The organism is Halovivax ruber XH-70, from assembly GCF_000328525.1.
GTDB lineage: Archaea > Halobacteriota > Halobacteria > Halobacteriales > Natrialbaceae > Halovivax > Halovivax ruber.
In genome coordinates this window covers 1,709,422-1,730,964 of the sequence record NC_019964.1, presented here as the reverse complement: position 1 = coordinate 1,730,964, position 21,543 = coordinate 1,709,422, and the positions used below count along the sequence as shown (strand labels likewise).

Sequence of the window (21,543 nt, the reverse complement as noted above, 5' to 3'; positions counted from 1 at the left end):
ATCGCCGACGCAGTGTCTGGCGGCGGGTTCGAACCGACGGCGAACTGGCGGCACCGAACGTAACAATGTACGGATCACGCACGACGGGGAGTCCGTACGCTCCTCACACGGACACGGAGACGGCGGCCATGCTCGATGCGGTGGGGGTCGACTCGGAGGAGGCGCTCTTCGACATTCCGGCACCGGTGGAGTTCGACGGTGACTTCGGAATCGACGCCCGCTCGGAACGAGCAACACGCCAGCTGGTCGAATCGATTTTCGAACGAAACGACGACCTTGTCGAACTACTCGGTCGCGGCCACTACGGCTACTACATTCCCTCGCTGGTCGACCACCTCTCGGACCGCTCCGAGTTTCTCACCTCGTACACGCAGTACCAGCCGGAGGTCTCGCAGGGCTTCCTGCAGGCGCTCTTCGAGTACCAGTCGATGCTCGTCGAGTTGACTGGCCTCGAGGTCGCTAACTGCTCGATGTACGACGCCGCGACGGCGCTCGGCGAAGCGGCGACGCTCGCGGACCGAATTCGCGCTGTTTCGGGCTCGGTCGTCCTCGTTCCGGAACTGCTCTCGGAGAACAAGCGCTCGACGCTCGGCAACTACGTTGCGGGCACGGATCTCGTCGTCGAGACGTTCCAGATGGCCGACGGCGCGGCCGACCTCGACGCGATCGCCGATCGGCTGGACGAGGACGTCGTCATGCTATACGTCGAGAACCCGACCGTTCGCGGGACGATCGAACCCGGACTCTCGACACTCGGCGATCTCGCGACCGACTCGGATTCGCTATTCGTCCTCGGCTCCGACCCCGTTGCCCTCTCGCTGCTCGAACGACCGGCCGACGTCGGCGCCGACGTCGTGATCGGTGACGCGAGCGTCCTCGGGCTGCCGACCGCCTACGGAATGGGCCTCGGTCTCTTCGCCACGCGCGAGGACTACCTGCGTCAGGTTCCCGGCAGACTGGTGGGTGCGAGCGAAGACGGCGACGACCGTCGAGCCTACACGCTCACACTCCAGACGCGCGAACAGCACATCCGTCGCGAACGGGCGACGAGCAACATCTGCACGAACCAGGCCTGGGTGGCGCTGCGCACGGCGATCCACGCCGCGGCGCTCGGTCCGGACGGCCTGGTCGATCTGGCGACGCGCGACGTCACCAGGGCGCGCGAACTGGCCGACCGGGTCGACGACCTCCCCGGCGTCACGGCGCCGGTTCACGACCGCCATCACATGCGGGAGTTCGTCGCCCGTGTCGACGGGGCCGCATCGACGATCGCCGCCGACCTCGAGGACCACGGGTACGCGGTGCACGCCCTCGGCGAAGACGAACTCCAGATTTGCGTCGCGGGCGCGACGGACGACCAACTCGACGGGTTCGTCGACACCCTCTCGGAGGTGGTTCGATGAGTGACGATGGCGGGTCGGCCGAGATTCGCCACGACCAGGCTCGCTGGTCGACGAACGGGACGTACGAACCCCTGCTCTCGGAGAAGGACTCGACCGAGATCGCGGTGGACGCCGACACGGCGGGTCTTCCCGACGAACTGACTCGCGACTCGGTCGAACTGCCGAACCTGTCCGAATCGGAGCTCTCGCGTCACTACACGAGACTCTCCCAGCAGACCTACGGCATCACCAGCGGGCCGTACCCGCTCGGGTCCTGTACCATGAAGTACAACCCGACGTTCACCGAGGACGTCGCGGCGCTGCCGGGCGCGGCGGTACACCCCGACCGTTCGGAGGGGTCCACCCAGGGGACGCTGGAACTCCTGTACCGGCTGCAGGGCTACCTCGCTCGCATCGGCGGGATGGACGCCGTGACCCTCCAGCCACCCGCGGGGGCGGCCGGCGAGTTCGTCGGCATTCGCGTCGCCGCGGCCTACCACGAGCACAACGGCGAGGGCCACCGCGACGAGGTCATCGTTCCCGAGAGCGCCCACGGGACGAACTTCGCGACGGCGGCGCTGGGCGGGTACGACGTCGTCTCGCTGCCGAGCGACGAGCACGGCCGCGTCGATCTCGACGCGCTGGAGGCTGCTCTCTCGGAGAACACTGCCGCGCTCATGCTCACGAACCCGAACACGCTCGGACTCTTCGAGCGCGACATCGAGACGATCGCCGAGATGGTCCACGACGTCGGCGGACTGCTCTACTACGATGGGGCGAACTTAAACGCCCTCCTCGGGCGAGCCCGCCCCGGTGACATGGGCTTCGACGTGATGCACTACAACGTCCACAAGACGTTCGCGACGCCCCACGGCGGCGGCGGTCCCGGCGCCGGCCCTGTCGGCGTCGTCGCCGAACTGGCGCCGTTCTTGCCCGCACCGCGCGTGCGCGAAGCCGACGCGGAATCGGCTGCCGAACCGCAGGAAGCCGATTCCCCCGACCCGACGACCGACAGCACCGGCACGACCTACGAACTGTTCGACCCCGAGCACACCATCGGGCACGTCCACGGCTTCCAGGGCAACTGGCTCGTCCTGGTGAAAGCCTTCGCCTACATCGCCCGGCTCGGCGACGAGGGACTCGCGGACGCGAGCGCCAAGGCGGTGCTCAACGCGAACTATCTGGGTAGCCAGATCGACTACGAGATCCCCTACGGTCCCTTCCACCACGAGTTCGTCGCGAGTGCGGGCGAGCAGGACGCCGCCGACGTCGCCAAGCGGATGCTCGATTACGGCGTTCACCCGCCGACGACGAAGTGGCCCGAGATCGTCTCGCAGGCGCTCATGACCGAACCGACGGAGGTCGAGACCAAGTCCACGCTGGACCAGCTCGCCGCCGCGTTCAACGCGGTAGCCGAGGAGGACGACGCGACGATCGAGGCCGCGCCGAACCGAACGACGGCCAAGCGTATCGATCAGACGAGCGCCGCGCGGAACCCGCGGCTGTCCTGGCAGGCGCTCGACGCGGACGACGAGTAGGAGGCCGGTACGAGATTCGTGCGACCGAAGCCGTCTTGAACGAGTTCGGATCGGTCGTCGAAATCGTTCTCTCAGTGAAACGATCCTGCAGAGCGAAGTCGATCGTCACTACAGTTCAATCGGCGATTCCGGCCGGAGAATCACCAGCAAGGAACGTCGACAGGGTCGAGTGCACTCCAGTCAATTGCTCGGTCGGTTCCACGAGTTGGCGCTCGGCGTCGTAGGTCACGTGGCCCTTCGCGGCCAACTTCGGCAGGTGAGCGTGGTACAACGAAGTGCGAATATCCGTAAGTACGTCCTCAGATGCCTCCGTGATGGGGGTTTGATAAATGTCCCTGAAGATGACCTTCGAAAGCTCGTCGATCGTCATCGACCGCTGTTCTTCTGCGAGCGTCCGAATGGCGATTCGGCAGTACTGGTCACGACAGAGGTCGAGTATGGTACCGATTGTGACCGGCTCCTCGCTCATGACACGAATGCAGCCGACCCACGGCAATCGCGGTGACTTTTTCGTGTACAAACCACTTTTATGCATCCGACTGAGGGCGAACTGCAAGGGCCGAGAGCGTGCTCCCCAGGATGTGTTTGATCCCTCCTCGGAGGCGGGAGCCGACGGCCTGTTGTGAGATGCCGAGTTCCTCGCCGAGGGCTTCAAGCGTGACCTCGCGAGGAGACTCGAAGTACCCGCGTTTGTGGGCGAGTACCAGTGCCTCTTGCTGGGTGTCGGTGAGGGCGGCTTCGGTCGCCGTTTCGACCGGCGTGAGTGCGTGCAACTCTGTCAACGTGATCGGGATGTCCAACTCTCGACACCGTTGTTGAAAGGCAGCGAGATCGTCCCGATCATCACCGCGGATCTCGAACGTCCACTGCTGGTCCGTCCCGGTGACCTCGATCAGTGGTACCTCCGTCTCTCCCAGTACCGTTAGTACATCGTCGTAGTTCAGCGCCCACTCGACACGTAACAGGTACTCGTCCTCGACAGAGTCGACGAGCTGAATCTCCGTTACGCCCGGATGCTCGGTGAAAGCTCCCTCGATATCGTCGACTTCGGTTCCACGCACCCAGAAGTAGGGGATGACCACGTCCTGTGCGGGGATGAGTCGCTCGAGCGTTATCCGTACGTTCGGCAACTGGGCGAACACCGTTCCCAGGGGGAACTGGTCCGACGGAACCGTGAACGTCGCCTCGGTAGCCATCGTTCGTCCCATTGGCTTCCAACTGTTTAGGTCTAGTACTGATCGTCTCGTGTTCTTGCCGTCACCGTTCCCGCACGCCCGATCATTCGGTCTCTGACGGACACTTTGGGCCATCCACGACAAAACCTGTTCCGGCGACACACAGAACCACGCGACACTGCTACGTGTTCGAATCCGTGATATAGTCCGATACTGATAGAACTATAGAGGGCCGCGGTAGCGGGTGGTTAGTCGACGATGAACCCGCTCGCCAGTTCCAGCACCTCAGCGCGGGACCGCGGCTGGTCGAACGGCGTCGGGAATCCCAGTTCGTCGTTGAGTTCCCGGAGGAACGATGCGTGTCGCGCCTCGACACTGTGAATGCTTAGCGCCGGCGGGACGAGTGCTGCGTTCTGGATATACGGTGCGGCCCCGGCGTACGCGGAGACGCCAATGTCTTCGAGCAGGGCGGCCGTGGCGATGAACTCGCCGGGGTCCTGGACGGCCGATCCGAAATCGAACTCGGGACTCGGAACTGGATCACCGCCGAGTTGTGATACCGTCTGCCCGAGTACCTCCGCGTGGGTGACTTCGTGATTGCGTACCACGCGGATCCGGTCGGCGACGCGATCTTGAATCGGCCCCCATCCATCGAAATGTTGTCTGAATCCCTCGTCGCCGATGTTCTCGATTCCACGCTGGTAGAACACCGCTTCGAGGAGTTCGAGCGTTCGGGCGTAATTGAGTAGGTCGATATCGTCCTCGAAATCGTTCTCGACAGCTTCCGGCGGCTGCGCATCCATCTCTTGGTCCGCTTCGTCGTCCCCGTGGTCTTCGCCGGTAGCCGAGGTCATCGGCACGATTCCTGCCGTAGCGGTACCGAGGATCGCCGACGCAGCGAGGACGCGACGCCGCGACGTAGACGGGTTCGGTGGTGTGTTGTCGCTTAGTTCCGTGGCCGTCTCGATGTCGTACTTCTCGTTTGACATGGATTGAACTGATGGCTGAGTCCGACGATGAACCGTTTCCCCGGACTCGGATCCACAGGTACCAGTATCAGGCACTTATAGCCCATTTCAGAGACGTCGGGAAGTTCACACAAGAGATGGTGTGATTCCAGATACCATACGCAGGTTATGATAGTAAAGATGGACTATCATTTTCGTTTTTTGACGGTCGCGGCCGTACGATCCATCATAGACGCCGGTAAAATGTCCGTGCCCCTGTGGTGCTGAGCGGGGCGAGGCAAGAAATTTAGAACCGGGGCCGTCCCCATCTACAGCGGCTCGGCGTGGCTCCGTTCACACCGATCAGCTGGTATCGTCCGTGACAATGCGACTGGTCGATTCAGCCGATCAAGTTTGGCATGTCGCCGCCCAGCAACACCCGAATCAGCGCGTACACCACTCCGACGACGAATGCGACACCGACGACAGTGAGTATTGTCTCCATAGTCACGGATTCACACCACGACGAACAGGAAGTAGTGATCGATTCGTTGCGGGAGTGGCGAGGGTTGGGTGCATACGCTGCCGGAAATGGGGGAATGCAGCCGGTTCCTACCACCCAACTCTACGCCGAGACACTCCGTCCACAACACCGTCCGCGACCGGTACGATTTATTGGGCCCGTTGCGAACCCCTGTCTATGCACAAGCACGTTGCACTGCTGACGCGCGCAGATGGTGTCTCGCACGACGAGTTCGTCGATCGGTGGGAGGCGGCGGAGCTGGACGACGAGATCGACGGCGTCGTTCGCTATCACGAGGTGCTTCCGACGATGCCGGAGCACGCGGAGTTCGACGGGCTGGCCGAGTTCTTCTTCGAGGACGAGGCGGCTTACGAGGACGCAGTCGACGATCCCGACTCGCTCGTCTCGGCCACGGGCGGCGAGTTCGCCGAGGCCGTCGCGGACGAGCGCGGAATGGCTGGCGATCCGATCGTCCAGCGCGACGAGGTCGACGGCGACTCCGACGAGCTGTACAAGCACTCGGCGTTCCTCGTCCGGCAGGAAGACATGACCCACGACGCGTTCGTCGACCACTGGCAGAACAACCACACGCCGATCGCCCGCGAGATCACCGGCGTCGTCAAGTACGACACCGTCGTCCCCACGGATCCCGACGCCCAGCCGTTCGACGGCATCGCGGAACTGTACTTCGCGGACATCGACGCACTCTACGACGCCCTCGGCAGCGAGGGCTCGCGTGACTACGAGGCGGTCGGCGAGATGGCCGAGAAAGCCCGCGAGGACGTGAACAACTTCCTCGCGATCGACGAGCGCCCGCGCTTCATCGGCCAGGAACACCTCGTCAGCGGGCGGTGATCCCCGTGTCCGATTTCGATGCGCAGGTCCGCGAGGCGTTCCCGGAACTCGCAGAGATCGAGGACGACGACCTCCGCGACCAGGTCGTCGAGGCCTGGGCCCTCGGACTCGAACGCGGTGGCTGGCAGGATCTCGAGGACATTCCCTACGCCTGGAACATCCACGAGGTGACCAACGTCGAGCACGTCCGCGGCGTGACCAGGATCGCCATCGAGTCCGCCCGCGAACAACGCGAGTTCCACGGCGCCGACCCCGATCTCGACGTCATCGTCGCCGCCTGTTTGCTTCACGACGTCGGCAAGTGCTACGAGTATCCCGACTTCGTCGACGACGATCTCCTCGACGAGCCGAACCCAACCTACGTCAGCGAGGAGATTCCCCACTCGATATCGGGGTACGCGCTCGCCCACGAAGTCGGCTGTCCACTCGCCGTACAGCGGGCGATCCCGCACTTCCTCGGCGAGGTCCCGACGCGCACGCTCGAAGCTGAACTCGTCAAGAGTGCGAACTCCGCGTCGTCGAACGCGATCACGCAGGCCTCGATGGGTATCACGTTGCAGGAGTGGGTCGAGGAGTATTCACAGACGTCCTGACGTGAGTGCACCGCCGCCTACGGCCGGAAGTACCCCTGTCTGACGCAAACGCCGTCAGTCGTCGAGCGATTCGTCGAGTACTCGTTCTTCCGGCGTCGGCGCACCAGGGTGGAGGCCGTACTGGGCGAGTGCGGCCATCACCGTCGTCGTGACCGCCGTGAGAAAGAGCGCGCCAGCGATGGCTTCGAGTACGACGCCGCCGACCGTGGCACCGAATTGGCTCCCGAGCGCCGCGGCGGCGTCCGTCTGCGGTGCGGTGGCGAGTCCGTACGGGACGAATCCGACGACCGCGAGCAGCCACCGACGCCACGCGGCCCGGTGCAGTTCGCGGACCGAGGCATCGGCGGCCAGGCGTGAAATCCCGGCGGCTCCGACGGCGAGCAAGCCCAGCGCGAGGAGGGTTCGCGGCGAGGGGGCGAGTCCGTCCGCGATCGCGACCCCGGCGGCCGTAAGCGAAATCGAGCCGACGAACTGCGCCAGTGGTCCCAGTCCTGTGGACACGTCTGGCGAGCCAGCGCTGGAAGGCATAGACGCTGGTAGTGAACGATTACACATAACTCCCGCGAACCGCAGATACAGGCCGTTTCGTGACTGTTCAGAGTTCCTGAGGATGGGCAAACAAAGGACGTATTACCGGTCCGTTCCGAACCCCATCCGTGCCTCGCCGAATCGATTTCGACCGGCCGTCGACCGCCCTCTCGTTCGACGGCGATACACGACGGGGACCGACGTACCCAACCCGTAGTTTCTGCTCGCACTCCGCTGTTGCGGTCCCGCCGCTCTTCGAAACCGAGTCCGGGGGTGCCCGATGAGTTTGCGCGCTCGCCTCTGGCGCCTCTTGCGAACGCGCTGGAAGCGGGACGTTCGTGGTCAACCGGATCGGTATCAGGTGTACGTCTCCTTTCCCACTGACGAACGCCATTCCCGAACGGGGCCGGTTGCCGAGCACGTCACCGAACTGGAACACCTCTTCGAGGGGTGGATCGACGTCTACGCCAGATCGTCCGGGCTGGCCGTCGTCTCCGATCCCGTCTCCGCGGACCGGTTCGACCTGCCTCGATTCCGTGACCTCATGGGCCGGATCGAAGCGACCTACGCCTCCACGCACTCGCTTACGTCACTCGAGAAGTGGCGGACCGTCGACGGTGCGCTCGTGAAATCGTTCGTCGTCGTCCCGGTCAAACCGCTCTTCCCACCGGCCGAGACGGATTCGGAGCCCAGACAGCCCGCCCCGGCGCCCGCCGAGTGAGTCGGGGCCGACGTGCGCCCGATTGTCTTCGACGATGCCCTTCCTCAGTCGTCTTCGGCTCCGGGTCCGGTTTCGCGGTCAGGTCCGCGTCGCTCGCTCGATCGGGGTCCACCAGCCGACTCTTCTGGCGTAATCGCGTCGGTTCGCCCCATCCAGCTGTCGATGTTCTCGGCGACGTAATCCTTTCCGCCCCAGCCGAAGGCGACACCGGCACCGATGGCGACGGCGGCGGCGAGTCCCCACGCGAGCGCGCGAGCGAACACGTAGAGGATGCCGACGTCGATCCCCATCGTCTCCAAGCCGATGACCAGCGCCGTGGCGTAGAGGAAGATACGCGCGCCGTTAGCGAACCAGTTCGTGTAGGACGTCTCCGTGGCCGCTCGCGTGCGCTCGATCACGTCGCCGATGAAGTCGGCCACGACGAACCCGATCGTGATGACGAGCAAGCCAGCGATGAACGCCGGCAAGTACGAGACGGCCGTCGAGATCCACTCGGACAGCATCGGAATGGCAAGCACGTTGGCCGCCGCGAGGATGGCCAGCGCGTAGACGAACCACTTGCCGAGCTTGCCGAACGCGCCCGAGACCGCCCGCTCGGTGCCGCCGAGGACCCGCCCGAGCGGCGTTTCGAGGACCATTCGATCGAGTTCGATCCCGTCGGCGAGGCGGCGAACGACACCGGCCACGACGCGGCCCACGACCCAGCCGATGAGCAGGATGACGACGGCGCCGAGTAGTCGTGGTACGAAGACCGCGATGTCCGCGATCGGGTCTTGCAGGTAATCAGGGACCTGTACTTGCTGGACGACCAGTTGCATGTCTCCCATAGCAATGGGGAGGGCGGAGACAGCTTTCGTAATTGTGGGGCTACAAAAAAGTCGTCTGTGAAACAGTCTCGGTGCGACGAGTGCGAACGCGTTGAATGATAGATTACGACCACAGGCTTCACAGCATCCATATCCGTGTGTACGGGCCATCAGCGACCGATTCCCTGCCGATCGGAACCTGGGCGCAGCGTCGCCACGAAGGGGACGAGAGGCAATGCCGTTTTACTTTTGTCGAAAATCCGGCTGCGAAAAATGGCCGCGTCGTGCGAGCGATCCGGATCGACCGGCGACGCTGGCTTGCGATTAGACCGCTTCGAGCCCGGCGTCGCGGCGGAGCGTGTTGATGTATTTCCGGAAGCCGGTTTCGAGATCGTACTCGGGGTCGTACCCGAGATCGTCCTGGATCGCACTCATCTCGAGTTGCTGCGTCCAGGGTAGTTCGCCCTCGTCGCTGACGGTGATGTCGGCGTCGGGCATGATCTTCTCGACGGTCTCTGCGGCCTCGCGGATGGTCGCGACCTCGCCGCGAACGTTGTACACCCGCTGGGAGAGGGCTGATTCGTCGGCGAAGGCGGCCAGGCGGAACGCCTGGGCGATGTCCTCGACGTACTGCCAGTCGATGACCTGGTCGCCGTACTCGACGCTGAAGGATTCCCCGAGTGCTGGCTTCTCGATGATGTTCGCGAGGAATGCCGAGCCACCCGTCTCGCGGTAGGGACCGTACGCGACCGTCGGTCGCAGGGCGACGTGGTCGAGCCCGTAGTCTTCGTGGTAGATGCGGGCCTGGTGCTCGTTGTACTCCTTGGTCGCGCCGTAGAGCGTGTCGGGGTAGACGAGGTCGTCCTCGGTGACCCAGTCGTCTTCGTAGTTCGTCGGCGGCGCGAAGACAGCCGCGGAGGAGGCCCACGCGACGCGCTCCACTTGATCGTCGAGCGTGCGTGCGGCCTCGAAGATGTTGTTCGTCCCCATGACGTTGACGTCGATCGCCGCGCGCGGATTCTCGCGGGCCGTCGTCGTCAGGAGTGCAGCCAGGTGGACGATTCGTGTCGTCCCCGTCTCACGAACGGTTCGGATCACGTCGGTCGGATCGGTGACGTCACCGCGAACGACCTCGACGTCGTCGGCGACGTCGAGCGCTGCCAGGATGCTGGTGTCCGTCGAGAGGTCGTACGCGACCACGTCGTGGCCGTGCTCGATCAGGTCGGCGCAGATGAACGAGCCGATGAAGCCGGTGCCGCCGGTTACGAGTACGGTTTCGTCAGACATTCGTTCGACTCGATCCGTTCCACCGTAAAAAGTGTATTCAGATCGGTTCGTTTTGCCCACAGTTCGCCACCAAACGGATCGTCGCGGTGCTGGGCGGGACCGAAGCGCCGATTTACTCGTGCAGTCCCCCGACGGCGTCGTAGAACGACGAGGTGAGTTCCGCTTCCATCTCTTCGTCGCGATCGATGCGGACGTCGATCACCGTCGGTCGGTCGTTCCGTTCTTTCCCCGCGACGAGCGCGGATGCGAACTCGTCGGGCGCGGTCACCCGCTCCCCGACGGCGCCGAAGGCTTCGGCCACGGCCACGAAGTCGGTGTCGTGGAACTCGACGCCGGCGATGTCGCCGTCTGCCTCCTGCATCTGGCGGACCATGCCCAGGCTCGTGTCGTTCAGGACGACGAACGTGGGGGCCACGCCGTACTCGACGGCGGTCTCGACGGAGTTCATCGTCATGGCGAAGCCGCCGTCGCCGGCCACGGAGACGACATCGCGGTCGGTGGTTAGCGCGGCACTGACGCCGGCGGGGACGGACCAGCCCATCCCACCGACGCCGCCACTGCCGAAGTAGGTGCGCACGCCGGGCGTCTGCAGGTAGTTGAGCAGCCAGAACCGGTTGTTCCCCGAATCGGCGGTGACGATCGTGCCGGCGTCGACGACGGCCTCGATCTCCTTGATCGCGCGCTGGGGTTTGATCGGAGAGGCGTCGGACTCGCAGGCAGGGGCGTGGAAGTCTTCGCGCGCCTGGGCGGCCCGATCGCGAGCCGCCTCGGGTTCGGCGCCGGCGTCCTCACCGGCGCGCGCTTCGAGCCCGGTGAGTGCGTGGGTCGCGTCACCGATCAGGCCGACGTCCGCGGGGTAGACCCAGCCGGCGTTGCGCGCGTCGATGTCGGCGTGGATGATCCTCTGCTCGTCCGGGCGGATGAAGCCGGGCGCCTGCCAGTTGGTGTCCATCGGGTTGAGCCGACAGCCGACGACGCAGAGGACGTCGGCGTTGCTGACCAGCTGGTTCGCCCCCTCGTGGCTGAACGAGCCGATGACGCCGCCCGCGAGTTCGTGGGTCTCGGGAATCGTCGACTTGCCCAGGTAGGAGGTGACGACGACGGCGTCGTAGGCTTCGGCAGCCGCCTGTAGTTCGTCGTAGGCCTGGGCCGCGTGGACGCCGTTGCCCGCGACGATGACCGGGCGCTCGGCGCTCGCCAGTGCGTCGGCCGCGTCGTCGAGATCGTCCGCGGCGGGGGCCGCTTTCCAGGTCCGCACTTGCTCGTCGGCGTTCCAGACGGGCGGCGTGGGGTCTTCGGGAACCTCCTCGTGGACGGCGTCGCCGTCCAGGATGACGGCGGTCGGGCCCGGACGGCCGGCCACCGCGTGCTTGAACGCGAGCTGGAGGCTGCGGATCGTCTCCGTCGGCGTTCGGGGGAACCAGTGTTCCTTGGTGATCGAGTCGAGAATGTTCGGCAGGTCGAGCCCCCCGTAGTCGCCGCGCGATTGCTGGTAGGGCGCAAGCGTTGAGTATTCGCCCCGTTCGGAGGCTTCCGTGATGGCTACCATCGGCGACGAGGATAGTCGCCCCTCCATCTGGCCGATCGCCCCGAGGCTGCCGATCCACGGCCCTTGTCCGGCCAACACGCCCGGTGTCTGGGTGAGGCGTCCGTGTACTTCGGCCATGACACTGGCCTCGCGCTCGTCACGCGGCCGGACGAGCGTGATCGGGGAATCCGGAACCTCGTCTAACACTTCGATGACCCGGCCGCCCGGATAGCCGAAGATGTACTCGACGCCGAGATCGTCCAGGGTTTCGACGAGCGCCTTCGTGGTGTTGGTCATCGGTGGATCACCTCGATCTGGCGGGTGCGCTCTGTTGGTTGGACTCGGGAGGTGTGCCCCGTCGGTTCGGTCCGGCGGGTGGCAGTCGAACGGTGGCCCCCGACGATCGGGTTCGACGACGCGCACTGGTCTCGGGATCGGTCCCCAGTGTCGTGCATGCCATAGCGTGCACAGCCCTGACTCTTTGCTTTATTGATGCCGGAGACACACGTCGCCGCCGGTGGGCCGCGTCCGTCATCGGCCGCGCCGGCGCGTGGGTCGTGAACGGGAGCCTTTTTGTCCGATCCCGCGAGGGGGTAGAATGGCAATGACGTTCCACGAACGCGACTTCATGGAGGGAACGCTGGGAACGCAGGCGGTCGACTGGGAGGGCCGCATCGACACCCAGCGGTTGCGCGAGGAGCGAAAACAGCGCGCGCTGGAGCGCCTGCAGGAGACCGACCTCGGCGCGATGCTCTTGCTCTCGGATCCGAACATCCGCTACGTCACCGGCCTCGCGATGACCGGCGGCAGTGGCGCCGACCACTACACCCTGCTGACCGAGGAGGGCGACGTCGTCCACTGGGACACGGCCGACCACACGAGCAATCAGCGCGCGAACTGTCCGTGGCTGCAGGACATCCGGTACGCCTGTCCCGGCCTGGGGAACGTCCCGCGCGCGTCGGGCAGTGACTCCGCGCGTCGCTTCCTGATCTCGACGATGGTCGAGACGGTGACGACGGCTATGGACGAGTACGGCGTCGCGGACGAGAAACTCGGCCTCGACGTGGGCAATTCGGGTCTGGTCTCCGGGTTCGAAGGCGCCGGCGTCGAGGTCGACGTGTCGACCTGCAACGCCGTGATGGAGGACGCCCGCAAGATCAAGACCGAAGACGAGATCGAGTGTCTTCGGATGGTCGCCGCGATCTGTGAGGCCGGCTTTCAGAAGATTACGGAGACAGCCAAACCCGGCATGCGCGAGAACGAGGTGTGGGGCGAGGCCGTGGGCGAACTCTGGCGCCACGGCGCGTTCGTCGGCGGCGGTTACCTCACCTCCGGCCCGAACACCTGGCCGAAGCACCAGGCGAACACCACGGATCGAATGATCCGGCCCGGCGACCTGGTCTACGCCGACATGTACAACATCGGCTATCTGGGCTACCGCTCGTGTTACTACCGCACGTTTGCCATGGGCGAGCCGACCCAGGCCCAGCAAGACGCCTACGAGACCGCGCGCGACAACCTCTACGACGTCCTCGAACGGATCGAACCCGGCGCGACGACCGACGAGATCGCGCAGGGCTTCCCCGATATGGACGGCGAGCACGCCGACTTCTACGACGCCGACGACCACTGGCAGATGACCACCAACCACTGGGCTCACGGCCTCGGCCTCCAGCTCTACGAGGTCCCGCTCATCTGGCGCGGCCTCTCGCCCGACCACCCGATCGAGATCGAGGAGGGCATGACGATGGCCGTCGAGACGCAGGAGCCCGCCGACCGGCAGGGCGTCCGCGTCGAGGAGATGGTCGTCGTTCGCGAGAACGGCGTCGAGATTCTGAGCCAGTGGCCCGTCGAGGAGATCACGACGATCGACTACTGAGTTCGCGATCCGAAACCACCTTCGAGACCGCGAGCCGTATTCGTTCTTCCGCCATCGACGGGTTCCCGTCTGGGCTGACCGGAGTCGGGAGATGTATAGTGGTCTCTGAGAAACCCTCCCGTATGCAACTCGGGACCGGCCTCTTCACCGGCCAGCGCCGACCGGACGACGACCGACCGACGAGCGAGCTGTACGACGAAATTCTGGACCTCACGCGGACGATCGAGGACGCCGGGCTCGACAGCGCCTGGGTCTCCGAACATCACTTCCTCGAAGACGAGTACCTCTCCGGCACGCTACCGACGCTGGGCGCGATGGCGGCAGTGACCGACGAGATCGAAATTGGCTCCTGCGTGGCACTCGGGCCGCTGTACGATCCGATCCACCTCGCCGAGGACGCGGCGACGGTCGATCTCCTCTCGGCTGGCCGGAGTACGCTCGGCCTCGCGATCGGCTCGAACCCCACGGAGTTCGACGTCTTCGGCGTTCCCCTGGAGGAACGCGCCGATCGGCTGGCCGACCTCGTTTCCTTCCTGAACGGCGCCTGGAGCGAGGGCGACCTCGGCTACGACTCCGAGTTCCACGACGTACCCGCCGACGTCTCGATCACGCCCAAACCCGACGACGGGCACGTCCCCCTGATGCTCGGTGGGGCGGCAAAACCCGCCGTTCGCCGGGCGGCCAGAACTGCCGAGGGCTGGTGTGCCCCGTCCTCGCTGTCGATCGAGGGCGTTCGCAAGCGCGTCGAGGACATCCGGAACGTCCGCGAGGCCGAGGATATCGACGGCGAGTTCACGATCTACGTGCTCCAGCACGGGTGGGTCGGCGACTCCCGCGAGGAGGCGTGGGAGGCGATGCGCGACGGCTACCTGTTCATCCAGCGTCGCTACGCGGAAATTTTCTCCGGTGAACCCGTCGACTCGCTCGACGAAGAACGAATTCAGGAACTCAAGGAACAGGCCATCTTCGGGACGCCCGAGCAGGTGACCGAGGAACTGGAAGCCTACCGGGAGGCCCTCGGCGACGACATTCACTTCATCTTCCGGACGTACCACCCTGGAACCGATACCGAGGCAATGACGGAGTGCGTGACCCGCCTGGGTGAGGAGGTCGCACCGCAGCTGCGATAGGACAGCTTTTGCCTCGGTCGCGGCTATCGTGGTTCATGAACGTTCGCCCGCTCCGTGCCGACGAGATCGATCGACTGATCGACGACCTCTGGCTGCCGTTCGCCCGCGAGATGGCCGATCTCGACGCGTACAACGAACTCGCCGAAGACGTCAGGGCGGACGCGCGGTCGTACCGGCAGGCGCAACTGTCGGATGAGTCGACCGTCACCTTCGTCGCGGCGGTCGATGACGAGCTGGCCGGATACGTGCGGGTGACGGCTGACCAGTCTCCGCCCGTGTTCGCCCGCGGGCCCGAAGCAACCATCGGGGAAGTATACGTCGCGCCGTCTCACCGTGGCGCCAGTCTCGCGACGGCACTCCTCGATCGTGCCGAATCGTGGGCCGAGGACCGCGGCTGTGAGTTCGCCACGTTGTCGGTCAACGAACGGAACGAGACCGCACAGGCGGTGTACGACGCACGCGAGTACAGCGTCCGTCGGTACAAGATGGACAAACGCCTCTGCTCCCGTGTCGATTGATCGATCGTGGGATGCTGGTAGCGACCACAGCTGGTTGGCGCCTGGGCGGTGCCGATTTTGTGCGTCGGCAGATCCGATCTCGCTGGTCCCACTTTTGCGAAGCAAATTGGGATCACGAGGAACGGGTTCGTTCCTCGGCGACCCCGTCTCTCACTGTGGCCCGGTGAGCGCTGCCTCGATGAGTTTCGACTCGGCCTTACGCAGATGCTGGTGGAACGTCGACGGGGCAATATCGAGCGAGTCGGCGACGTCCTCGCCGGAGGCCAGCCGCGGCCACTCGAAGAACCCGCGGAAGTAGGCGGCCTCGACGCTCGACCGTTGCTGGTCGGTGAGGGTATCGAGCGGCTGTTCACCGTCACCGGCGAACGGCGTTTCTCGCGAGAATTGCGTTCGCGAGAGCAAGTCGATCTGTGGGTAGCCGTCCGTCATCGCGTCGACGAACGCTCTGATATCGGTGTGGGGAGAGAGCTGAACTGTTAGAAAGACGTCGTCATCTTCGAGGACTGCTTCGTCGACGTACCCACCCCGGGAGGCGATCAGTGTGAGAATGGTCGGTTCCGTGAGTCGTGCGGAAAACCGAATCGAATCGCCGACCTCTCGAATCGTCAGGTCTGACCAGACGTCAGTGGCGTCGGTTAACCGCTCGAGACCGTCGACGACGCACGGTGTCGCCGACCCGTAGACCTGAAAAGTTTCTTCGGATATCTGTGTGACGTGGTCGATCCGGGCGCTGCCGCCCATCTCGATGTCCGCGTCCACCTGGCCGAACGCGTCCGGCAAGTGGAACTCGATCTCGACGACCTCGTCGCTCACGAGCGCCTGTTTGCGTTCCGTGGCGGCGATCGAGTGGCCGATCACCTCGCCGAGCTGGGCGATGACGCCTCGTTCTTCGGCGGTGAAGGCGTTCTCGCGACCCGTGTAGACGTTGAGAACCCCGTAGACGGTGTCTTCGTGGACGATCGGGATGGCCGCGGAGGCCTGGAAGTCGTAGGCCTTGGCGGTGTCTCGCCAGGGATCGTATCGATCGTCGGCCCGCGCATTCCGCGTTACCTGGATCTCGCCGGTTCGGAACGCGCGCCCGGTCGGCCCCTGACTTCGTTCGTCGGCCGGGTCGATCGAGATGGTGTTGTTGTCCAGGTAGCCCTCGACGCCAGCCTCAGCACGCATCGAGACGGTTTTCGAGTCGAGGTCGGCCGTCCCCACCCAGGCGAACTCGTAGCTCTCGGCGGCTGCAAGGCGTTCGACGACGGTCTGCTCGATCTCCTGGCGCGTCGACTGGTCGATCACCGCGTCGGTGAGGTCTCTGACGACTTCGTTCAGCCCGTTTACCGCCTCGAGCCGTTCGCGCTGATCGACGAGTTCGCGTTCGCGTTCGTCCCGGTCGATTGCCGACGCCAGGATGGCCGCGACCGCCTGGACGAAGTTCGCGTCGGTTCGGTCGATCGATCGCATCTCGGTGTCGTGGACGCCGAAGATCCCCCACGGATCGCTCGTCGGCCCGATGACGACGCTGATCCCGCTCGCGACATCGTGGTCGGTGAGCAAGTCCGGTCCGCCGAACCGGGTCTCCTTGCTCAGGTTTTCGACGACGACCGGCTCGTCGGTTCGGAGCGTGTAGGCCGCCTGCGAGTCGTCCTCGGTCGCCGAGACCGCCGCCTCGCCGACGATCCCGTCGTCCCACCCGACGCCCTGGCGTACTTCGAGTTCTTCGTCACCGGCCTGGAGGTCCAGGACCTTGGAGTACTCGGTGTCGAGCGTGTCCGCGACGAGCGCCGTCGCGTCGGCGAGTAGGTCGTCGACGTCGCGAGTTTCGAGCGCCCGCTGCCCGATCGTTGCCAGCACGTCTTGTTGTGCGACCCGTTTTCGCAACCGGCGCTCCCGTTCTTTGCGTGCGGTTACGTCCCGGGTGTACACCGAGAGTCCCGATTCGGACGGGTAGATGGTGTACTCGTACCAGTTGCCGGTGGCGTCCTGGCGTTCTTCGTCGACGACGGGTTCTTGCGTGCATCTGGCCCGTTCTATCGCCGATTCGAACTGGTGTGACGTTTCGGTCACTGCGTCGAGCGGGCCCCCGATGGCGTCGTCGTCGACGTCGAGAATCGTCTTCGCGTGGTCGTTCACGTACGTGAGTCGATTGTCGTCGTCGAGACCGTAGATGCCGTCGGAGAGCCGGTCGAAGACGGCGTCGAGCTCTCGCTCCAGTTCGTCACGTTGGCGTTCGACGAGCGCGGCGTGATCCTCGAGTCGACGTTCGTACGCGCGTCGATCGGTCATGTCACGTGTTACTTTCGTAAACCCGCTGAGTCGTCCACCGTCGTCCCGGATCGCCGTGATCGTGACGTTCGCCCAGAACCGCGAGCCGTCGGCACGGCGGCGCCATCCCTCGTCTTCGATCGAACCGAGCCGCATCGCCGCCTGCAGATTTCGCTCCGGGACGTCGTTCGCGACATCTTCGTCGGTGTAGAACGTCTCGAAATGCGTGCCGACGATGTCGTCGGCCTCGTAGCCCTTGATTCGTTCTGCGCCGTCGTTCCAGCTTTCGACGTGTCCGTCGGGATCGAGGACGAAGATGGCGTACTCGGAGACTGCGTCGACGAACCTGTCGAACTGCATCGACATGCCATGGCTGTTCGCCTGACTGTTCCGATCGGTATCGGGGGTCGGTGACCTGCCCACGACGTCTTGCTCGCGCCACCAGACTCGGGCGCTCGCGCCCACCTTCTTCGTCTGGACGAGGTCTCGATCGGCGAGTCGTTCGAGGCGCTCGTAGGTCGATCGACGGCCGAGATCGAGCCGGGTCGCGACCTCAGACGTGGAGAGCGGTTCGCCACGGCTGTCGAACGCGGAGAGCGTCTCCCGGAGTGCATCTGTCAGCCCCTGTGTGGTCATTACCCGGCGAATGGACCGTACCGCCGTCAACCCTCCGCCGGCGGATGCCGGGATCCTCGGCGACGCTGACTGTCGTTCCCTCCTGAACCGATCTGCCGAACAGAACACCGCTCGTGACCCGATATCGGGGAGCCGACCCTAATCGTTGGCGCTCGCCGCTTAGGATCGTCCGGTTCGTTGGGTGAGATACGTCGGTGGTGATCCGGGTGACGACGGCCGTCGACTCACGAATTCGACGTTCGTCACACCCGCATCCGCCGACGCAGGAGATCGGCTGTCGGCGCTGTCCCGTCTGCGGTGGGACAACTCGACAGTCGATCACTGGACGACGCGCGATACCCATGACACAGGCATACCCGCACCCCACGATCGAACTGACCGACCAGAGAGACCTGACCGACAGCGAACGGTACCGCCTGCTCTCGTCGGAGCGACGGCGCCGAGTCCTGGCGATCCTCGCGAATCGCCCCGGTCCCGTCTCGTGTGACGAACTCGCTACGATGCTCGTCGCAGAGATGGGCGGGAACGAAGCAACCGACGAGACACACCGTGAGGTGACTATCTCGCTCCATCACACGCACTTGCCGATGCTCGACGACCTCGGCGTCGTTACCTACGATCCGACGGCAAACGTCGTCGTTCACGAGAGTCACTGAGCCCGTTCTTCCAAAGTCGAGTGACCTCGCGAGACAGACTGTACTGGCGAGAATAGAACGACGGCAGCCGGCGCTCTCGCGCGTTTTCGGGCCGGTGGCCACGCCGTGGTATCGACGATAGCTGGCCAGCCAGCTGCGCATGCAACAGTCGGTCTATTTGTGTACCCGTTACCCGGTCTTGTAGACGCCACGAGCGTCGGCGACGTGCGTGTCGTCGTCCGCGGCGTAGACGTCGACGTCCACGACACCGACGTCGCCGCCCTGTCTGACGACGTCCGCCTCGGCGTAGAGGTCGCCCGTCCCGGCGCTCAGGTAGTCGATACGCATGTCGATGGTCGGGACCGGCTGGTCGACCAGTGAGACCAGCGCCGCACCACCGACGGTGTCGGCGAGCGTGAACGTGACCCCTCCGTGGGCCATCAGTCGATCCTCGTTCCAGGAGAGGTCCTCGGTCATTTCGAGTTCGCCCTCGGCGTGTCCGTCGGCACACGCCGTGACGTCGATTCCGAGCATCGATGCGAACGGCATGCCCTCGAAGAACGCTTGCGGATCCATGCCTGCTGGTACCCAGGGATTCCTCATAAAACCACGTACACGGTCCGAGCGACCGTCGCGGACGGGAGGTTGCGTCCGTTGCCCGCGGGAGCCACACTGGGCTGTCGGCTGCCGTTCACTCGAACTTCTCGAACGGCTGTTCACAGGCGGTACAGAAGTGCATGGAGCGACAGAGCGACGGTCCTTTCGGGTGCTCGCGCTCGGTCTCGGTCGAGCCGCAGTAGGGACACTCGGCGCCCGATTCTTCCCCGCTCGTGGACACGCTGGGATCGAATCCTCTCATGATCTTAGACGCTCAGTCCGAAGTCTCGCAGGTTCTCTTTGCCCGCCTCGGTAACCAGTTCGACGGACCACTCCGGGCTCCAGACGAGGTTGATGTCGACGTCCTCGACGCCGTCGACGGCTTGGATGGCCTCGCGCACGTCGTTCTGGAGCATGTCTCGGGCCGGACAGCCGCTGTAGGTCAGCGTCATGTCGACGCGTGCAAGCCCGTCGTCGACTCCGACGTCGTAGATAAGTCCCAGATCGACGATGCTGACGGGCATCTCCGGATCTTCGACCGCGTAGAGGGCGTCCCAGACTGCGGCGTCGACCCCCGTGGCGCCCACACCGGTGGCGGGCAGGTCGTCGATGGCGGGGCCCTCACGGTACTCGGTGTATCCGCAGGGCGTGGCGTCGGTTTCGGGCTGTGTTTCGGATGTCATCAGTGGTGGTGTGTGGGTCGTGTCCGGTGATGTGAATCGTGTCCGGTGGGATTTTGGTCGTGTCGGGTGGTCGTTGCGGGTCGGTCAGTCACTCGGGGCGGTCCATGATCATCGTCGCGTCCTCACGCCCGAGCTCGCGGTAGGTGTGCGTGAAGTCCGCGTAGAGGGTGTCCCAGTCGTCGGTGTGATTCCCGTTGCGACCGCACGCGTCGGGGACGAGTTCGTCCGTAATCTCGCCGTCGGCGGGGACGGGCGTGCGGAGTCCGTGGGATTCGAGCGTCGGCACGACGCGGTCGAGCCACCGTTCGCCGAGTGTCGCGAGCGAGTCGCTCCGGTAGCCTTCGGAGACGATGGTCTCCTCGACGGTCGCGGCGTCGGGGAGCGCGTCGGCGTCGGTGTACTGGGACCCCGCTCCGTCCCCGCTGACGGTCTCCGCACCGAATGGGACGGGCTCGGCCGGGACGAACAGGGCCAGTGCGTGTGGGAAGAGCCGGTCGACGGCGGCCTGGAGGTGGTCGCCTCCTTCGTCATCGGTGGCCAGCCGTTCGAGCCAGTTTTCGGCGTGTTCAGTGTGGTAGCCTTCCTCCCGCTGGATCTTGCCCACGCGGTCGGCGATGGCCGGGTAGGCGGAATCCTCGAGGGCCTCGAGGCGAAGCCCCTCGGCCACGTCGAACAGGTACGAGCGGACGATCGCGTCGGCCCACTCGCCCTCGGGGAACGGCAGTTCCGAAAGCGTCGCGTGGCGGAACGTGTCGGGATCGCGCTCCCAGAGGAGGTCGGTCTCGTCGTAGCCCAGTTCCTCGAGCAGGTCGTACCAGAGGCGGGCGTGACCGAGTTCGTCCTGGGCGATGTTCGCGAGCGCGAGGTCGGATTCGAGCGTCGGCGCGTGGACCTGCCACTCGGTGTAGCGCTCGGCTATGACGAACTCGTCGTCGGCGAGCGTGCGCAGTTCGGTCTCGAGCGCGAGGCGCTGGTCGGGTGTGAGTTCGATTTCGGTGGCTGCCATCAGTCGTCACCTCGCTGGCGGTCGGCTTCGGCCTGTTCCTGTTCTTGCTGGGAGGCGATGACCTCCTTCGCGTGTTCCGTACTGGAGGTGTAGGCCATCGCCCAGCGGTAGGACTTGTCGGTCGTGCCGCCGAAGGCGACCTCGTCGGCGTCGACTTCGCCGACTTCCTCCTGTGGGACGACCCAGAGGCTCTCCGTCGGTTTGCGTCGACCGTGCTGGACGACGGCGAACTGTTTCGCCATCTCGCGGTCGGGCGCGTGGACGTTCCCACAGTGGGTGTGATAGTCGCCAGGTTTCTCCTGGCGGAAGACTTCCCAGATCAT

Annotated in this window: 22 protein-coding genes; 9 read left to right on the top strand and 13 right to left on the bottom strand. The window is 64.9% G+C overall.

The window, feature by feature from the left end; all coding sequences use genetic code 11:
- Nucleotides 1-65 precede the first annotated feature (65 nt).
- Nucleotides 66-1,403: an aminomethyl-transferring glycine dehydrogenase subunit GcvPA gene (gene gcvPA, locus HALRU_RS08145; RefSeq protein ID WP_015300926.1), complete on the top strand. Its 1,338-nt coding sequence runs from the start codon at nt 66-68 to the stop codon at nt 1,401-1,403.
- The gene (gene gcvPB, locus HALRU_RS08140) at nt 1,400-2,920 is read left to right on the top strand and encodes an aminomethyl-transferring glycine dehydrogenase subunit GcvPB (protein ID WP_015300925.1); all 1,521 of its coding nucleotides are present in this window, start codon (nt 1,400-1,402) and stop codon (nt 2,918-2,920) included. Before gcvPA ends, gcvPB begins: the two co-directional genes overlap by 4 nt.
- Before the next feature lie 115 nt (nt 2,921-3,035).
- Here gcvPB and HALRU_RS08135 read toward each other — a convergent pair whose 3' ends face one another.
- From HALRU_RS08135 to HALRU_RS08125, 3 genes are all read right to left on the bottom strand, one after another.
- Complete coding sequence (locus tag HALRU_RS08135; protein ID WP_015300924.1) at nt 3,036-3,389, bottom strand: DUF7344 domain-containing protein; 354 nt, start codon at nt 3,387-3,389, stop codon at nt 3,036-3,038.
- A 58-nt stretch (nt 3,390-3,447) separates the two neighbouring features.
- Nucleotides 3,448-4,116, bottom strand: coding sequence for a helix-turn-helix domain-containing protein (locus HALRU_RS08130; RefSeq protein WP_015300923.1), 669 nt, complete (start codon nt 4,114-4,116; stop codon nt 3,448-3,450).
- Nucleotides 4,117-4,343: 227 nt separating this feature from the next.
- The gene (locus HALRU_RS08125) at nt 4,344-5,084 is read right to left on the bottom strand and encodes a ferritin-like domain-containing protein (protein ID WP_015300922.1); all 741 of its coding nucleotides are present in this window, start codon (nt 5,082-5,084) and stop codon (nt 4,344-4,346) included.
- Between the two features lie 658 nt (nt 5,085-5,742).
- On the opposite strand from HALRU_RS08125, the gene HALRU_RS08120 reads away from it, so the two are divergent.
- Nucleotides 5,743-6,420: an EthD domain-containing protein gene (locus tag HALRU_RS08120; protein ID WP_015300920.1), complete on the top strand. Its 678-nt coding sequence runs from the start codon at nt 5,743-5,745 to the stop codon at nt 6,418-6,420.
- A gap of 5 nt (nt 6,421-6,425) precedes the next feature.
- A complete protein-coding gene (locus tag HALRU_RS08115; protein WP_148680478.1) occupies nt 6,426-7,013 on the top strand; it encodes an HD domain-containing protein in 588 nt (195 codons plus the stop codon).
- A 54-nt stretch (nt 7,014-7,067) separates the two neighbouring features.
- Here the strand turns inward: HALRU_RS08115 and HALRU_RS08110 are convergent, their stop codons facing one another.
- Entirely contained in the window at nt 7,068-7,514 is a 447-nt protein-coding gene (locus HALRU_RS08110) for a hypothetical protein (protein ID WP_245547732.1), read from the bottom strand.
- Between the two features lie 307 nt (nt 7,515-7,821).
- On the opposite strand from HALRU_RS08110, the gene HALRU_RS08105 reads away from it, so the two are divergent.
- Nucleotides 7,822-8,262 carry a hypothetical protein gene (locus HALRU_RS08105; protein WP_015300917.1) on the top strand — a complete coding sequence of 147 codons (441 nt, stop codon included), beginning with the start codon at nt 7,822-7,824 and terminating at the stop codon, nt 8,260-8,262.
- Between the two features lie 44 nt (nt 8,263-8,306).
- On the opposite strand, the gene HALRU_RS08100 is transcribed toward HALRU_RS08105, so the two are convergent.
- The 3 genes from HALRU_RS08100 to HALRU_RS08090 form a co-directional block, all read right to left on the bottom strand.
- A complete protein-coding gene (locus HALRU_RS08100; RefSeq protein WP_015300916.1) occupies nt 8,307-9,089 on the bottom strand; it encodes a mechanosensitive ion channel family protein in 783 nt (260 codons plus the stop codon).
- Between the two features lie 303 nt (nt 9,090-9,392).
- Nucleotides 9,393-10,355 (bottom strand): NAD-dependent epimerase/dehydratase family protein, encoded by a 963-nt coding sequence (locus HALRU_RS08095; RefSeq protein ID WP_015300915.1) that lies wholly within the window; start codon nt 10,353-10,355, stop codon nt 9,393-9,395.
- Nucleotides 10,356-10,467: 112 nt separating this feature from the next.
- Nucleotides 10,468-12,180, bottom strand: coding sequence for a thiamine pyrophosphate-binding protein (locus tag HALRU_RS08090; protein ID WP_015300914.1), 1,713 nt, complete (start codon nt 12,178-12,180; stop codon nt 10,468-10,470).
- Between the two features lie 307 nt (nt 12,181-12,487).
- Between HALRU_RS08090 and HALRU_RS08085 the strand changes: the two genes are divergently transcribed.
- The 3 genes from HALRU_RS08085 (at nt 12,488) to HALRU_RS08075 (ending at nt 15,410) form a co-directional block, all read left to right on the top strand.
- Nucleotides 12,488-13,762: a M24 family metallopeptidase gene (locus tag HALRU_RS08085; protein WP_148680477.1), complete on the top strand. Its 1,275-nt coding sequence runs from the start codon at nt 12,488-12,490 to the stop codon at nt 13,760-13,762.
- 122 nt (nt 13,763-13,884) lie between these two features.
- Complete coding sequence (locus tag HALRU_RS08080) at nt 13,885-14,892, top strand: LLM class flavin-dependent oxidoreductase (RefSeq protein ID WP_015300912.1); 1,008 nt, start codon at nt 13,885-13,887, stop codon at nt 14,890-14,892.
- Between the two features lie 35 nt (nt 14,893-14,927).
- Complete coding sequence (locus HALRU_RS08075) at nt 14,928-15,410, top strand: GNAT family N-acetyltransferase (protein WP_015300911.1); 483 nt, start codon at nt 14,928-14,930, stop codon at nt 15,408-15,410.
- A gap of 150 nt (nt 15,411-15,560) precedes the next feature.
- On the opposite strand, the gene HALRU_RS08070 is transcribed toward HALRU_RS08075, so the two are convergent.
- Nucleotides 15,561-18,299, bottom strand: coding sequence for a bacterio-opsin activator domain-containing protein (locus tag HALRU_RS08070; protein ID WP_015300910.1), 2,739 nt, complete (start codon nt 18,297-18,299; stop codon nt 15,561-15,563).
- 341 nt (nt 18,300-18,640) lie between these two features.
- On the opposite strand from HALRU_RS08070, the gene HALRU_RS08065 reads away from it, so the two are divergent.
- On the top strand, nt 18,641-18,955 hold the full coding sequence (locus tag HALRU_RS08065) for a DUF7344 domain-containing protein (RefSeq protein ID WP_015300909.1): 315 nt from the start codon (nt 18,641-18,643) through the stop codon (nt 18,953-18,955).
- A 168-nt stretch (nt 18,956-19,123) separates the two neighbouring features.
- Here the strand turns inward: HALRU_RS08065 and HALRU_RS08060 are convergent, their stop codons facing one another.
- From HALRU_RS08060 to paaB, 5 genes are all read right to left on the bottom strand, one after another.
- Complete coding sequence (locus HALRU_RS08060; protein ID WP_007696217.1) at nt 19,124-19,510, bottom strand: PaaI family thioesterase; 387 nt, start codon at nt 19,508-19,510, stop codon at nt 19,124-19,126.
- Nucleotides 19,511-19,625: 115 nt separating this feature from the next.
- The gene (gene paaE, locus HALRU_RS15685) at nt 19,626-19,793 is read right to left on the bottom strand and encodes a 1,2-phenylacetyl-CoA epoxidase subunit PaaE (RefSeq protein ID WP_015300908.1); all 168 of its coding nucleotides are present in this window, start codon (nt 19,791-19,793) and stop codon (nt 19,626-19,628) included.
- A 4-nt stretch (nt 19,794-19,797) separates the two neighbouring features.
- The gene (gene paaD / locus HALRU_RS08055; protein ID WP_015300907.1) at nt 19,798-20,214 is read right to left on the bottom strand and encodes a 1,2-phenylacetyl-CoA epoxidase subunit PaaD; all 417 of its coding nucleotides are present in this window, start codon (nt 20,212-20,214) and stop codon (nt 19,798-19,800) included.
- 88 nt (nt 20,215-20,302) lie between these two features.
- Nucleotides 20,303-21,220 (bottom strand): 1,2-phenylacetyl-CoA epoxidase subunit PaaC, encoded by a 918-nt coding sequence (gene paaC, locus HALRU_RS08050; RefSeq protein ID WP_015300906.1) that lies wholly within the window; start codon nt 21,218-21,220, stop codon nt 20,303-20,305.
- Entirely contained in the window at nt 21,220-21,543 is a 324-nt protein-coding gene (paaB, locus tag HALRU_RS08045) for a 1,2-phenylacetyl-CoA epoxidase subunit PaaB (RefSeq protein ID WP_015300905.1), read from the bottom strand. Before paaB ends, paaC begins: the two co-directional genes overlap by 1 nt.